The 14935-nt window shown below is 49.4% G+C and carries 14 protein-coding genes; 5 read left to right on the top strand and 9 right to left on the bottom strand.

The window, feature by feature from the left end:
• Positions 1-7 precede the first annotated feature (7 nt).
• The 4 genes from ACGHZ6_RS25265 (at position 8) to ACGHZ6_RS25250 (ending at position 5793) form a co-directional block, all read left to right on the top strand.
• Positions 8-1318 (top strand): TolC family protein, encoded by a 1311-nt coding sequence (locus tag ACGHZ6_RS25265; protein ID WP_390619244.1) that lies wholly within the window; start codon positions 8-10, stop codon positions 1316-1318.
• A 50-nt stretch (positions 1319-1368) separates the two neighbouring features.
• Entirely contained in the window at positions 1369-2382 is a 1014-nt protein-coding gene (locus ACGHZ6_RS25260) for an efflux RND transporter periplasmic adaptor subunit (protein ID WP_390619242.1), read from the top strand.
• A 10-nt stretch (positions 2383-2392) separates the two neighbouring features.
• The gene (locus ACGHZ6_RS25255; RefSeq protein ID WP_390619241.1) at positions 2393-5515 is read left to right on the top strand and encodes an efflux RND transporter permease subunit; all 3123 of its coding nucleotides are present in this window, start codon (positions 2393-2395) and stop codon (positions 5513-5515) included.
• A 98-nt stretch (positions 5516-5613) separates the two neighbouring features.
• Positions 5614-5793: an IS3 family transposase gene (locus tag ACGHZ6_RS25250; protein ID WP_390619467.1), complete on the top strand. Its 180-nt coding sequence runs from the start codon at positions 5614-5616 to the stop codon at positions 5791-5793.
• Positions 5794-5915: 122 nt separating this feature from the next.
• Here ACGHZ6_RS25250 and ACGHZ6_RS25245 read toward each other — a convergent pair whose 3' ends face one another.
• From ACGHZ6_RS25245 to ACGHZ6_RS25235, 3 genes are all read right to left on the bottom strand, one after another.
• Positions 5916-8066, bottom strand: coding sequence for a TonB-dependent receptor family protein (locus ACGHZ6_RS25245; protein ID WP_390619240.1), 2151 nt, complete (start codon positions 8064-8066; stop codon positions 5916-5918).
• A gap of 731 nt (positions 8067-8797) precedes the next feature.
• Entirely contained in the window at positions 8798-9079 is a 282-nt protein-coding gene (locus ACGHZ6_RS25240; protein ID WP_390619239.1) for a hypothetical protein, read from the bottom strand.
• Positions 9060-10022 (bottom strand): DNA/RNA non-specific endonuclease, encoded by a 963-nt coding sequence (locus ACGHZ6_RS25235; protein WP_390619238.1) that lies wholly within the window; start codon positions 10020-10022, stop codon positions 9060-9062. The genes ACGHZ6_RS25240 and ACGHZ6_RS25235 overlap by 20 nt, the downstream gene beginning before the upstream one ends.
• A 281-nt stretch (positions 10023-10303) precedes the next feature.
• Here ACGHZ6_RS25235 and ACGHZ6_RS25230 point away from each other — a divergent pair, with 281 nt between their 5' ends.
• Complete coding sequence (locus ACGHZ6_RS25230; RefSeq protein WP_390619237.1) at positions 10304-10558, top strand: hypothetical protein; 255 nt, start codon at positions 10304-10306, stop codon at positions 10556-10558.
• Between the two features lie 209 nt (positions 10559-10767).
• On the opposite strand, the gene ACGHZ6_RS25225 is transcribed toward ACGHZ6_RS25230, so the two are convergent.
• The 6 genes from ACGHZ6_RS25225 to ACGHZ6_RS25200 all read right to left on the bottom strand — a co-directional run bounded on the left by ACGHZ6_RS25225 (position 10768) and on the right by ACGHZ6_RS25200 (position 14767).
• Complete coding sequence (locus ACGHZ6_RS25225; RefSeq protein ID WP_390619236.1) at positions 10768-11025, bottom strand: hypothetical protein; 258 nt, start codon at positions 11023-11025, stop codon at positions 10768-10770.
• Between the two features lie 368 nt (positions 11026-11393).
• Complete coding sequence (locus ACGHZ6_RS25220) at positions 11394-12710, bottom strand: toprim domain-containing protein (RefSeq protein WP_390619235.1); 1317 nt, start codon at positions 12708-12710, stop codon at positions 11394-11396.
• A 16-nt stretch (positions 12711-12726) separates the two neighbouring features.
• Positions 12727-12915: a hypothetical protein gene (locus tag ACGHZ6_RS25215; RefSeq protein WP_390619234.1), complete on the bottom strand. Its 189-nt coding sequence runs from the start codon at positions 12913-12915 to the stop codon at positions 12727-12729.
• Positions 12916-13344: 429 nt separating this feature from the next.
• Complete coding sequence (locus tag ACGHZ6_RS25210) at positions 13345-14145, bottom strand: hypothetical protein (protein WP_390619233.1); 801 nt, start codon at positions 14143-14145, stop codon at positions 13345-13347.
• 67 nt (positions 14146-14212) lie between these two features.
• A complete protein-coding gene (locus ACGHZ6_RS25205; RefSeq protein ID WP_390619232.1) occupies positions 14213-14497 on the bottom strand; it encodes a hypothetical protein in 285 nt (94 codons plus the stop codon).
• 51 nt (positions 14498-14548) lie between these two features.
• Entirely contained in the window at positions 14549-14767 is a 219-nt protein-coding gene (locus ACGHZ6_RS25200; RefSeq protein ID WP_390619231.1) for a hypothetical protein, read from the bottom strand.
• Positions 14768-14935: the final 168 nt, after the last annotated feature.

Below are 14935 nucleotides of genomic sequence, written 5' to 3'. Positions count from 1 at the left end.
ATGATTTATGCAAACACGAAGCATTATTGCTGCCTTACTATTAGGTAGCCTATCCCTGTTTAGCTGGGCAGATTCAACTAAGTTGCCCCTGCAAGACACCGAACAAGCGTCGCGGCGCGTCAACGCTTCCACAACGCTAACCCTGGAAGATGCCATCACCCGCACCCTGAAAAACAATCCACAGTTGTACCAATACCGTTTTCGCCAGCAGAGCCTTGTAGCACAGCGCGAAAGCAGCTCGCTCTCTCCAGCCCTGAACCTGGGGCTGGAGGTCGAAAACATCGCAGGCAGTGGAGAGTTTAATGGGGTTGATAGCGCGGAAACCACCCTTGCACTGTCTTCTGTGATTGAACTGGGTGCCAAGGCGCGTTCACGGGTTGCGGTGATTGATGCCAGAACCGACCGCTTAAATTTTGAGCGCCAAGCGGCAACGCTGGATGTACTCGGTGAATTAACGACAACGTTTATTCGTTCTCTTTCCACCCAAGAGAACATTGCTCTTGCAATGGAGGCTGTTGCGCTGTCAGAGCAAATGCTAAAAACCGTTAAACAGCGAGCGTCTAAAGGTGCTGCCCCAGAGGCGGAAGTGATGCGTGCTAAAGCAGCGCTCACTCGTACTTCCATTCGACTACAGGCATTGCGCAGCAGTTTTAATCGTCAGAAGGTAACGTTAAGCAGCTTTTGGGGCGGTACCAATCCCCACTTTACTGAGCTGAGTGGCAGCCTGTCTGCATTTGGCGCTTCCGATGATTTTGCCAGTTTATTACAACGCGCCAAGCATTCACCTGCTATTGCCATTTTCACCAGCGAGGCTCGGTTGAAAGATGCCGAGGTCAAACTGGCTCAGGCACAAAGCCGCGTGGATATTGGCTGGCAATTGGGTGTCAGGCGTTTCGAAGAAACAGATGACACTGCATTCACTGCGGGTGTTTCGATTCCATTGTTCAGTGGTAAACGTAACCGAGGGGCCGTCGCCTCGGCGTTGGCCGAGCGCAATGCCGTGGACTACCAGCAAGCTGATGCCCAGCTCAAGTTACACAACCGCTTGTTCGCTGCCTTTTCTCAGCGCGAAGAGAATAAGGCTGCAGTCGAGCAGTTCAGTTCACATGTCCTACCCGCGCTGGAGCAGGCATTGCGTTTGACACGACAAGCCTATGAAAACGGTCGCTACCGCTATCAAGACTGGATTGCCGCACAGGAAGAACTGCTCACTGCCAAGCAACAACATATTGAAGCCGCTACTGCAGCACAGCTCAATCAAACACTCATCGAGCAATTAATTGCAGAGCCACTGGCAACTAACGATTTATCTTATTAACAAAGCGCTTTGGCAAATAGACAGTTTGCCAAGAGCGACAGGAATTCACGATGAAAATTTCACAACTTTATTTATACCTGACTATCGCAGTAACTCTCAGCGTAACAAACCCTGCTTTTTCTCAGGCAAACTCCGATGGTCACGACCATGACCATGAGGTTCATACCACTGACAGTGCCAAGCATGATGAAAGTGATGAGCCTGATCACAGGCACAAAAATGGCGATACTAACGAAGACGATGATGCTCACGACGACGAAGAAAATGCCAGTCGCATTAGTGGCGATATGGCTGACCAAGTAGGTATTGGTACAACCTTCGCGTCGGAACAAATCCTCCACCAAACCATTACCAGTTACGGTGTGCTCTCAACCGGGCCGGAACAACTCAGTCATATGCGGGCACGTTTTTCTGGATTGATTACCTCTGTTAAGGCCAGTATCGGCGATACAGTCAAAGCGGGCGACTTACTCGCCGAAGTAGAATCCGATGAAAGCCTGAAGAAATATTTGGTACGCGCTCCCATTTCTGGAACGGTCGTACAACGCCACGCCAACACCGGCGAAGTCACCAAGGATCAGGTGTTATTCTCCATCGCCGATTTTGACACGCTATGGGCCGAACTGCGTATCTACCCAGCGCAACGGGATAACGTCTCTACAGGGCAAGCCGTCGAGATTGTCTCAGATAAACAAACCATTGCTGGCAAGATCAGCCATATCATTCCATCGCTTAATAAACCCTATCAGCTCGCTCGCGTACACCTGGATAACAGGCAGCTGGGACTATCGCCTGGTTTACTGGTGGAGGGGCGTATCGTGATTGACGAATTTAATGTGTCGTTAGCCGTTGAAAAAGAGGCGGTGCAACAGCTCGGCGGACGTTCCGGTGTTTTTATTCAAGAGGAGGAGACTTACCACTTCGCGCCCTTAACACTTGGCCGTGCCGATGATCATTACGTTGAAGTACTGGATGGTATTAACGCAAGCCAGCGCTATGTCAACCGAAACAGCTATCTGATCAAAGCGGATATCGAAAAATCTGAAGCCGAACACGAACACTAAGGGGCGCACCATGATTGATTCTATACTGCGCCTTGCCATTGAGCGGCGCTATTTATTTCTCAGTTTAATATTCATTGTGATCGGTATCGGCGTCTGGAGTTACCAAAAATTGCCGATTGATGCCGTGCCTGATATTACCAATGTACAGGTGCAAATTAATACAGAGGCACCGGGTTACTCACCACTGGAAGCAGAGCAGCGGATAACCTATCCCGTAGAGACTGCCTTGTACGGGTTACCCAGCTTGTCGTATACCCGTTCACTATCGCGCTATGGCCTGTCTCAAGTCACTGTCGTATTTGAAGAAGGCACCGATATCTATGCCGCACGTAATTTGATTGATAATCGCTTAGGTGCGATCCAAAGCGTATTGCCACCCGGCATCGAACCAAAGATGGGGCCTATTTCAACCGGGCTTGGCGAAATCTTTATGTACACGGTGCAAGCCTCACCCGATGCCACCATGGCGAACGGCCAGCCCTATGATGCGACTGCCCTGCGTGAGATTCAGGACTGGATTATCAAACCCCAGTTGGCGCAGGTCAAAGGCGTGATCGAGATCAACAGCATTGGTGGTTTCAATAAGCAATACCATGTGACGCCGGACCCTAAAAAGCTGCTCTACTACCGCATCAGTGTCGAAGACCTGGTCAATGCCCTGCAAGCCAATAATGATAATCGTGGCGCGGGCTACATCGAGCGCAACGGCCAACAACTACTGGTACGCTCTCCCGGTCAATTGGCTACCGTAGAAGACATCGGCAATGTCATCATTACCGAGCGCGACAGTGTACCGATAAAGATTCTGGATGTGGCCGAGATTGGTATTGGCAAGGAGCTACGCTCTGGCGCTGCAACGCAGGACGGTAAAGAAACGGTGCTCGGCACAGCGATGATGCTGATCGGCGCTAACTCCCGCACTGTGGCGCGCGATGTTGCCCTCCAGCTCGAAGCCATACAGGACTCGCTACCCGATGGGGTAACCGTCGAGCCAGTCTATGATCGGACGCAACTGGTGGACAAAGCCATTGCCACCGTCACCAAAAACCTGCTCGAAGGCGCACTGCTGGTCATTGTTGTGTTATTTGCGTTACTTGGTAACTTCAGGGCAGCGTTGATCACCGCTGCGGTCATCCCGCTCTCTATGTTAGCAACAATGACTGGCATGGTCAGAACAGGAGTCTCTGCCAACCTGATGAGTCTGGGCGCGCTGGATTTTGGTTTAATCGTCGATGGTGCTGTCATCATTGTTGAAAACTCGGTAAGACGATTAGCAATGGCACAACAAAACGGCAGTCAACTAGCGATGCGCGAACGCCTGAATACGGTATATGAAGCGACTGCTGAAGTGATTCGACCTAGCTTGTTTGGTGTCGCCATTATCACCGTAGTCTACATCCCCATTTTCAGCCTCACCGGCGTTGAAGGGAAAATGTTTCACCCTATGGCGGCAACTGTTGTTATGGCATTACTGTCTGCCATGGTGTTTTCGTTAACTATCGTCCCTGCCGCTGTTGCCGTCTTTTTACGCGGCAAGATCAGCGAAAAGGAAAGTGTGGTAATTACCAAGTCGAAATCCATTTATAGGCCGCTATTGCAGCTGGCACTTAAATTTCGTTGGGCGGTTGTGAGTTTCGCAGCCGTATTGGTCGCGGGATGCATCTGGCTGGCAAGCACCCTGGGCTCAGAATTTATTCCGCAGCTGAATGAGGGTGATATCGCACTACACGCCATGCGTATTCCAGGCACGGGGCTGGAGCAAGCCGTCGCCATGCAGGAAATCCTTGAACAACGCATTAAATCCTTCCCCGAGGTTGATAAGGTCTTCGCCCGTATCGGTACTGCCGAAGTGGCTACCGACCCAATGCCACCGAATGTCGCGGATAATTTCGTGATATTAAAACCGCGCAGTGAATGGCCAGATTCCAGTAAAACCAAGGATGAGTTGGTGGAAGAAATGGAAGCCTCCCTGGAACAGTTGCCGGGCAATAACTACGAGTTTACCCAACCGATACAAATGCGTTTTAACGAGTTAATTTCCGGTGTACGTGCCGATCTTGGCATTAAGGTATTTGGCGATGACCTCGATCAATTGGTATTAACCGCCAACGAAATACTTACAGCGATTAATCAGGTGTCTGGCGCGGCTGATGCGCGGGTTGAGCAAGTGACCGGATTGCCAACTTTGTCAGTCATTCCCAAACGTACAGCGCTGGGTAGATACGGATTAAATGTCGTGGAGCTGCAAGACTGGGTATCTGCTGCCATTGGCGGTGAATCGGCAGGCTTACTGTACGAGGGTGACCGGCGCTTTGAGTTGATTGTGCGCTTACCCGAAACACTGCGCCGCGACATCGACCGACTGGCCTTTTTACCCGTCCCGCTACCTAATGGTGATTATATTCCCCTAGAAGAAGTCGCTACGCTGGATATTTCGCCGGGACCTGCGCAAATCAGTCGGGAAAACGGTAAGCGCCGGGTGGTGGTCACCGCGAATGTACGAGGCCGCGACCTCGGTAGCTTTGTTGCCGATGTCAAAGCACGTATTAGCAGTGATGTCGATGTACCACCGGGGTACTGGCTGGATTACGGTGGCACCTTCGAACAGCTGGAATCTGCCAGTCAGCGCTTGGCCATTGTTGTTCCAATCACCCTGTTGATTATTATCGGCTTATTGGTGATGGCCTTCGGCTCGCTCAAGGATGCATTGATTATTTTTACTGGCGTTCCTTTAGCACTCACGGGAGGTGTTCTTGCCCTTTGGTTGCGGGACATGCCGTTATCAATTTCAGCGGGAGTTGGTTTTATTGCCCTGTCAGGTGTCGCCGTGCTGAACGGCTTGGTAATGCTAGCCTTTATTCGCGACCTCTGGCATGAAAAAGGCGACCTGCTAGCGTCAGTTGTTGATGGAGCATTAATCCGATTGCGTCCGGTATTAATGACTGCACTTGTCGCAAGCCTCGGCTTCATACCCATGGCACTCAATACGGGGACTGGCGCTGAAGTTCAGCGGCCTCTGGCAACGGTAGTCATAGGAGGTATTATTTCATCGACGTTGCTAACACTTTTTGTATTGCCCGTGCTTTACCACTGGGTACATCGCCATAGCGAACAAGCTGTAAAAGCCGACTAGCCTTGAAAGCACACCCTCCTCCTGTGAGGGTGTGCCATCTCCTTCTGTTCCAGCCTGATTGAACCGGACACTCTGCTTTTAGACAATGATGCCGTTACCTGGAGTGCCGAAGCTGTTACTTTGGTAGTCTCAAACATGATTGTGTGTTGAAAGTGACTCAGCCTACACGGGAGCATATGAAACGGAATGTGGCGGAGTATATCCGCTATTACAACAATGACTGTCTGCATACCGCTAACAACAGTATGTCACCGGCGGGCTATGAGATGTCCAATTGAAAGTGTCCGGTTAGGCTTGACCAGAACAAGTTATGTTGGCTTAGCAGACCGCCCCTACAAACAATCACGGGACAACTGCGTGTCCCGTGAGAAATGAGAAAAGCGATTGAGATCTGAAACCCTTAGAACGTGAATTTAAAACCTACCTTTGCAGTACGGGGCTTCCCAGGACGAGCCCCGCCCGGACTGCGAGCGACGATATCCTGTTCATCGAACAGATTATCCACCTTTAGATACACGCTTGTCGCTTCGTTGAGCGGATAGTGGGTAGCCAAATCAAAGACCAACACGTCATCCGTTTTCAGAAAAGTGTCATCAACACCGCGGCGCTCGCAACTGGTCTCAATACACATTTCATCGACATAGCTGGCGTTCAGGTAGGTACTCCAGCCCGAAGCCAGTTCAAACCCAACTTGGGCATTTAAGACATTTTCCGGCACATAGGGTAGCACGTCGCCATCCTGGTTACCGGAATCGGCTGCATCGGTAATTTCGGCATCGGTGTAGGTGTAGCTCACCGTCAGCGGGATGTTGAGGTCGCGATTTTGGTAAAGGCTACTGCTTAAGGTGAACTCCAGGCCTTTGGTCTCCGACTCTCCTTCACTTTCCGAACCACTGGTGAGAACGCCGCAGGGGAATGCAACCGAACAGTTGGTGACCTTATTTTCATAATCGCTGTAGAAAGCTACGGCGGAGATACTCAAGTTGTCACCTTGGAAGCGAGCGCCGGCTTCGTAGTTAGTACTCTTCTCCGGGTCAACATTTTCCTGAGACCCCGGGGAGGCCGGAGCAAAACCGGCATGGGCACCTGCTAATAGCTGCCACTGGCTATTCAGGTCATAGGTGCCACCAACGCTCCACAATAACTCATCAACGCGATTTTCCGCGGTTACGGTGCTGGAGCTGCGAGCTATGTCACTGTAGCGGCGTTGCTCGGTTTCGATATCTTCGTAACGCAAACCCAAAGTCAACTCCAGCGCCTCGGTAACAGCCCAGACATCCATCACATGCAATGCCAGCGCTTCAGCCTCCTCTACACGGTTGTTACTCGAGCTGGGATCGTTGATGGCGTTAAAGATCAGTTCACCACTGGTCTGTCGGTAAACTTCTGTTGGCTGGAAGCGGTCCACGTCATCTTCGTGGTAGCGGATGCCACCTTGCAGCTGATGATTCGCAAACGTCCAGTCTGCGACCAACTGAATCCCTTTGCTCAGGTACTCCCGGTTATTGTGCTTGATACTGATGTCCGCATCAACGTTGCCATCAAGTATGCCCTGAGCGTTTAGATCGCCATTGTTAGCCGCGTCGATTACACTACCGAAACTACTGCCATCAATCTTGTCAACTTTAAACCAGTCACGCTTGAATTTGTTGTAGTAAGCGGTAGTGGTCAGGCTGAGCTGTGGGTTGAGTTGTAGCAAGTAACGGAGATTGGCGCCCGAGTGGCGGGTATTCATCTGATCGAGCGCGCTCAGGCCGTAGCGACGATTTTCATCGGCATCGAAGTCAGCATCGGTAAGGCCAACATAAGTCTCGTCGGAGGTTTCTTCCGAGTACTGAAATTTGACATCCAGTTGCTGGTAGACAGTCGCCTGGCTGTCGCTGTTGATGCGGCCCTTGAGCACGTAGTCTTCTATATCAAAACCTGTGTCGCGGCTAGAGCGGTCAATATCCTTGAAGCCATCGCTCTCCTGCTGGTGAGTTTCCACCAGCCATCCCCAATTTTCTCCGCTGTCGCCATAGCTGGCATTGACACGAGTGCTGCCGAATTCACCAGCCTCCAGGTTGAGCTGACCATGAGCTTCCTCGGGAATACGGGTGGAGATCAGGTTAACCACACCCGCCACCGTCGATGGACCGTGACGCAGAATAGTGGCCCCCTTCAGCACCTCAACACCGCTCATACGCCCTGCAGTCGGGAAGTAGTAGGCTGCGGGAGCCGAATAGGGCGCAGGGGCAATTAGCACACCGTCTTCCATAAGGGTAATCTTTTCGGAACGCTCAGCACCGGCACCGCGAATACCAATATTGGGTCTCAGACCAAAACCGTCCTCTTCTTGCAGATAAACTCCTGGCACCTGGCGCACCATGCGGTTGATATCGGTGTATTCAAACTTCGCCAGTTCTTGCTCATCAACGACAAAGGCAGACCCCGGTAGCTGTTGCGCATCTGCTGGATCGCCGATGATGGTGACTTCCTCCATACGGCCACCGTCGGCCAAGGACTGATTGGCCAGCACAATGGCCACTGCGAATAAGGATCGCTTGAACATGATATAAATCCCCAAAAAAACAGCTAGCAAAAATGTAATGGCACACACATTAACGCAGATACGATTGATTATCAATTATATTTGCATTTACACTCTTACACTTGTAGCAGCTTCCCGCTTGATGGGGTTGTAATCTGTAGCATCTTGGAGTTCTGGGGATTTTTCCCGCTGACAAAGACCAAAATCGCTGTAGGCCACGCCAAACCATGGCCTTCCGAGGAGCATTAACCTGGCCTATCCCCCTTTAACGTCTGTAATTGATGCGTCAACCATTATCTGGACACATGATTACACGGCCATTTTAAAACTCTCAAAATCAACCTGTTCCCGCATTTTTGATGTGAACAAGCCGCAACGAAAGCTGTGGCTGCTCGCCAAAGGTGCAAAGTCGAAGTGACAAGCAGCTCCCAAAATTTTTAGCAAATCATTGACGATTCAAGGCCTCGAGCTGAACTCGGTCCCAGCGGTTGACCGGGTAAAAATCGCCATAGCGAATAAGCTGCAAAAGCCGACTAGCCTTGAAAGCACACCCTCCTCCTGTGAGGGTGTGTAATTTTCGACCTGCCCAAAGCAATAAGTAGACGTAATGGGTTTTATCCTCAACTACCATGACCACGGAATATATGCACCGTGAGCGGGTCTAGATCAGATTCTACTTTCTCGTTTTCTTGTGCTTTTTGTAGTGATTGAGTACGGGCAAAAGCAATTTGTCAGGCGTAATATTCAGCGCATCACATAATTTGCCTCAAAAAGGACAGGTCAGTAGCTTCAGCCACAGTAAGCTTTGAGAAGGTAGATCGATACATATATGCCATGCCACGATCGGCCATCCATGCAGCCAACGCGATTAACGATGCAATGCTAACAATTTGTGGGGAATCTTTGTAATAACCACAGGCTAGGATGCCCCCTACCACGCAGCACATGGTCAGTGAGTTAACAAGATTGGCAGGGCTAAAAAGATTTCTATTTATATTCATAGTGGTATCCAATTTATAAACAATAACCAACATGATTGTCTGCTTCCAAGGCAGGCAATCGGCTCGCCCTCAGCTCCTTGAACTCTGATAGGTCTTGATCAACGTCCCCGAAGAAGGTCAGGCCGGTAGCTCTTTCCACATCGGCAAGAGAAACCAGGAAAGGTGTGTGGTCATAACGTAGGTCACTTTGGCACCTGCCAGATTTGTACTCAGGTGGCGTGTCGTCATACTTGTTGTCATAGATAAACGAAAGTACCTGTACACCAGCATCGGATTCCATGAAGACCACTTTGAATACCTGGTCAGGGATGGGTACCGGGATCTCCCCAGCATCTCCGATCGTCTCCAGTTTAGTGTTCTTAGAAAAGATTGGACCAGTGACTATCCAGACCTCACCTCTCTGGTTGGCCAAGGACGAGATGTAGTTTTCAAGGCCCAGCCAGATCCCTTGGTTTAGCGAAGCCCTTTGAGGAACAGCATTTGCGAAGACGTGAGTATTGCAACCGTACTCTGGAGCAATACGGTTAGCGTCGGCCCTTTGAGCCAGGTGGCCGCGATTCCAGGTGTTGCCAACCCCGCGATAAGAGTCATCGATACGCTTTTTTGATTTAAAGTGCTCCCTTTCTTCGTCGAATACCTTCAGCCGATACCAAGTACTCGGGCGCTTGAATGCTGGAGCATAGCCGCTTGGCCGATCAGCTTGATATGCCTTGATATGTGAGGCCACCCATGTAGGTTGCACAAGGTAGTCTGACACTCCATCACCATTGTCATCATCTTCACCATCAATGGAGGCGAAGAATGAGCCACCGTCATACAGGCGTTCCTGCTGTGAAGGAGCGTACCTGGTGTGGTCGTATTCCCCTGGAGAAACGATCAAATATGGGGTTGAGGGACATTTGGGTACTTCTTGGGCGAAGGATTGCTGTACAGATACAAAGCTAAGTACCGCAAATAGCAATTGCGCTCTATTCATTGATGTTAGAATCCTTGGGTTATAAGACTTTCGGAGCCTGTAGTTTATCCAAATCGGTTCAAACCACCGGCATAGAAACACCCCCTTTTCGGTGGTATTTGTCGCACGCCGTTGCTCTTTCGTATTGTTGTGAGATGCTGTTTCAAAAAGTAGAGACTCTCAAGGAATGGACAAGCAATTCAGTTTAAAAAAGCCCTGTGCAAACTGCCCTTTCAGAAGTGATGGCCAGGCGATTGAGCTTATGCAAGGCAGGAAGGAAGAAATCATCGAGAGCCTGCTCAATGACTTTTTCGTGCCATAAAACGGTGTATAGGCCTGATGGGGTGAATTTTAGTGATGATGGAGATTACACCACCAAAGAGGTATCCCACTGCCCCGGAGCAGCAGCTGTGGCCAGGAAGTTTGGTCGGGACACCGTTGCCGTTCAGGTAGCCAGCAGATTGGGGTTTATCGATGAGGATCACTATGATGGTGCCCTGGAGGGGACGCTGGAGCCACAGGATCTCCAGGTCGATAAGACAGTGGCACGAATATGATCAAAATATGCTCGAATTTTGGATATAAAAAAAGGGCCAGAAACTGGCCCTTTTTATTAGAGGTAGATCTAATGAAGTGAGTCGTCCGAAGACGGCTCTTTTAACCCTTTTTTGCTTGTGGTTTCTTGTGACTGTCTGAAGATGCTCCCCACGCGAGAAACACTATAACAATCAACAAGATGCCCAACATAGACAATAGTGGGGTCATCTTAGTCCTCCTTAGGTTTACTACTCAAACCTATTCCGATTAACCAGACAATCAACCCGAAACCAAAAATGGCCAGAGCTTCAGTATCTGTTATTTTATCTCCTGCTACGATTCCTGCAACTAGGGCGAGCCCTAAGCTGTAGGTACCGATTTTCCGGAGATCGTCCGCAATTACTTCTCTGCGGTCGAAAACGTGAGGCTTAAATAGCTTAAAAAACACGGCGATCATTCTCGCCCATGCTTTGATGCGCTTTTTCATAATGTGCTCCTTAATTTATGGAGGAGCACAGTCACCCCAGGAGGGGTACTGTCCCCTCCGGGTTAGTGTTTAAAGTTCAGCTGCTAGAAGCTTCCGCCGTGCCTTTTAGCGAAGCAAGTATTTTCCATACTAGCTCTGCATAAGGGCCAACAACTTCAAGCTTTGTCGCAACTGTATTTTCTGGTCGAGCAGCATAGCTAGCCGCTACGACCATGCGCTGGCTAAAGCAGAGGTCTGCTTTATACCGGCTTCGACACAGTTCCCAGTATTCTTGCGGGCTGCCTTCGTTCCCCTTAGGGGGGCAAAAAGGACATTCCGCGTTAGCACCAGGAGTAGTGTCAATAAAGGCAACATTGTAGAGGCCCATTTCAGCCTCCTTGAATCACCTTCATCAGTTGGTTGTATGCTGGCATGCCAATGATACCTTCCTTGACCAATACATCATTCCAATCAATGGATTTGGCCCCGGTAGGGATCTTTCGACGAATAGGCATGCGGATGAACCGAATACCTTTTTCTTCGAGATTGACCTTGAGTGCCTGCATGGCCAACTCCCCTCTCAACGAACGGTCTTTGTCTTCCCAGCCAATGACAGTGTGAACACCTTTCGGCGGTTCAAACTGTTCGAGGATGGAAGCAGAGACACAGGACCAGGTTGGAATACCATAGACCCGCAAAGGTGAAGCAGCGGTTTCATAACCCTCCGCAACGCCTATCACTCCGTCAGTAGGGAACCCGCCAAGCTGAATAGCACAACCAGTTACAGTTTTGTCATCTGGTACTGCCATCATCTTGCGAGGACACTCAACATTGGCCTTAGCACCACGAGGGGTGAGATAGGTCCGATGCAAAGTGATAATGTTGCCCTTGAGATCTCTAATAGCAGCAATCATTGCAGGGAACTTCCCAACAACAATCACTTTGCCATCATCGTCCTCATCGTAATAAGGCAACTCACGGTGAAAACGAATGTTATCACCTTCTAGCAACACCTCCAGCCGAAGCAATACCGCTCGCTTTTGGAGGTACTTGTAGAGTGGTCCAGGAATGCCATTGTTCAAAGGAATTGATTCACGCCAAATGCGATCGATCTGCTCCTGTGCTTCGGCACTGGCCTGGGCCTGTCGCTTTGCAATCTGCTCTTGAAGTTTCTTAATCTCCTCCATCCGTTCAGGCGTTGGAGCAAACTTTGAAACATCATGAGCTGAGGGCTCAACCTGATTCACTTGAGGTGAAATCGGAACGACGCCTCCAGATTGACTAGCGGTAGTAGATTGAGGCTGCGTGGGAGCCGGTTTGGAAGTACTACTGCGAGAAGATTTTTTGGCTTCGCGCTCTTCCTGTTCAGACTTTACCCCAACGAACTCTGCAACATGCGCAAGAGTTGTCCTGAAGTCCCATCCCTTAACTTCTTGAAGGAGACGAAAACCATCAGGAAAAGGGCCACAGGTGTTACAAACACCACCCCCAGAGTCAACTACATCTTTAAAAAACTTAAAGCCATCACCTTTCCCGCTCTTATTTCTAGTGCCGTGGATTGGGCAAGTATGATGCTTCTTAGGTTTTTGAATAGCTTCGCCAAATTCCTCGTAAGCGAGATAGGCAAAGATTTCCAGCCAGCGGCCAGAAGCTTTCTCTCTAACCTTGGAGGCATCGTAGTACGGTAGTTTAGTCGCTGCCGACATAGTGTTTCTCCTTTAGTTAGTGAGTAGGTTTGAGTTCCGATTCCAATGCTGCGATAGGGTTAACACCTGGGGCGCTAACTACACAAACATCTTCATTCGGAAGTACATTTTCAACGACATGGACGACCTCATAAATGCGATCGACAATGCCTTTTGGTGGCTCGATAAAACTAACCGAACCGCCTGTGCTAATAGAGTGTGACATAGTGCATCCTAATATTTTGATGGGATGCATACCCAACAGGGTATGCACCCCTGTTTGGGATACTTAAGAGTTTTACCATTACCAATTCAACAGGTTAAAACTTGGAACCAGCGAGCAGATAAAAATCTTAAGAATGATCAGCAAATCAACAACGAATTTCACTTTTGGATACACACGGTAAAACCATGTATACCAGCTGTAAAACTGTGGTTCAAAGCTGCTGTATAGCAATTTTATACTCATCGTACCTCCGTATTTTGAAGAGGCACGATCCCCACAGGGAGCAATGCCCCTGTAGGGTTAATGAAATGCTGAATTATTGAGTTGGTCAGCTACCAACATCACCACAAGTGGCGAATTCTGGTTATTTCTTTGGTCTCTCCGGGGAAAAGCCAAGGAAATAACCAGGGGTTTCCCCCCCCGGTTATCTCATGCTGCCTGGCGCTGCGTCTGCTGGGTAGAACCTCTAATTTCAGAGATCAACTCACCAACGAGCTCACGGCGACAACCACCATAGCTTCTATCTCCAGGACTGTATTCAACGCCCCCAAGATGGATTACCTCTAATGGTTCCTCAACACTGACATTATCGATGTCAACAGCCGTCAGATCAAAAACCTGAGCCTTCAGGCCGGTGATTTTCGATTTTCCAGCAATCAAGGACTCAACCAACGATATAAAGAAGTCTTCATCATAGTCAGAGACCAGTGTATTACAGGCTTCTTCGTTAGTTTCTATCAACTGAAAGAGATAGCGATCAGTCTTGAAAGACCATGTACACTCTTCTTCCTGCTGAAATGCCTCGATAATCGAATAGCCAACATCGGCCATTACTTTCGCAGTATCTTTGGCATATTCTTCGATGCGATCAACCAGGTCATCGTAGAGATCTGCACTGCCCTCGGCATCTCCCCAGGGAGTTTCCCAGTCAAAACTCATAGTGTTCTCATGGACATAATTGCCCGACTGAGAAATAGTCACCGTAAGGTCTTCCTCGGTTTCAAGCACCTTCCCCAAATTGCGCAAACTGATCAGGTTTTTTACTCGATCAGTTGCTCTCGTATGATCATCAGAATAAACGAAAGGTAACAGTGCTTTGACCTCAGAGAGATCCAGAGATGCAGTGAAGCTGCATCCATCACCTTGGCAGTACCCCAAGGAATAAAGCACATCGTTTACTTCAGAGAAACCACGCTGTTTCAAGAAGTGCCGAAAATATCGCTTTAACATAGTGCCTCCAAATCTTTAGGGGGCACTACCCCGCAAGGGACAGAGCCCCTATTGGGTTAATGGTGTGTCATTCGATGCCGTGGCCAAGCGTTATTGTTTGGCCGCTCGATGAAATTTGATATTCCTGCCCTTTCTGACTTTGAAGCCGTTGTGCATCTTCAAGGATATCGGCTTTAAAGAAATCAGGGCAGTCAGATTGAAATGACAGTTCCAGTGTTGAATAGCTGAGAAACGCAAGACGTTTATAGTCACCGTGTTCTTCAGTAGCTCTATCGGCGTATACAAGACCACAAGGGTACTTTCCAACAAAGAGCCGTTCTTCAATACTGTCAGTCGGTATGGGCTGTGCCATAGTTGCCTCCAAAATCGGAGGGGTAACCCCGAAGGGTCACGCCCCCAAGGGTTAGTTAATTGCTCCACATACACGTTGAAGCGCCTCTTCAACAACCTTCTTTGAATTCTCAAGGTGTTGCTCAGCAAGCTTCTGAAGATTGACAATTATCGGACCTTTTCCACCAGCCCTGTACCAAGCCTCAATTGAGTAGAACAGGATGGCTTCGGCATCACGGCCATCAACCTTCATTGCTGGCACCAGCAGTTGCAAATGCTGGATTAGCGCCATTTGGGAACCTCTTGTAGTAATGAAGCAATAACCCCAATGGACCAAAGACGGCTTCCATAACAGATTGGTCAAATGGATTTGGAGGTAGAACTGGATTTTGATTAATCATGATGATCTCCATAAATGATGGAGACACATCCCCCGCAAGGGGGAGTGCCCCCTGTAGGG

It is taken from the genome of Maricurvus nonylphenolicus (assembly GCF_042854845.1).
Taxonomy (GTDB): domain Bacteria; phylum Pseudomonadota; class Gammaproteobacteria; order Pseudomonadales; family Cellvibrionaceae; genus Maricurvus; species Maricurvus nonylphenolicus.
This window is presented reverse-complemented; position numbering and strand designations above follow the sequence as displayed.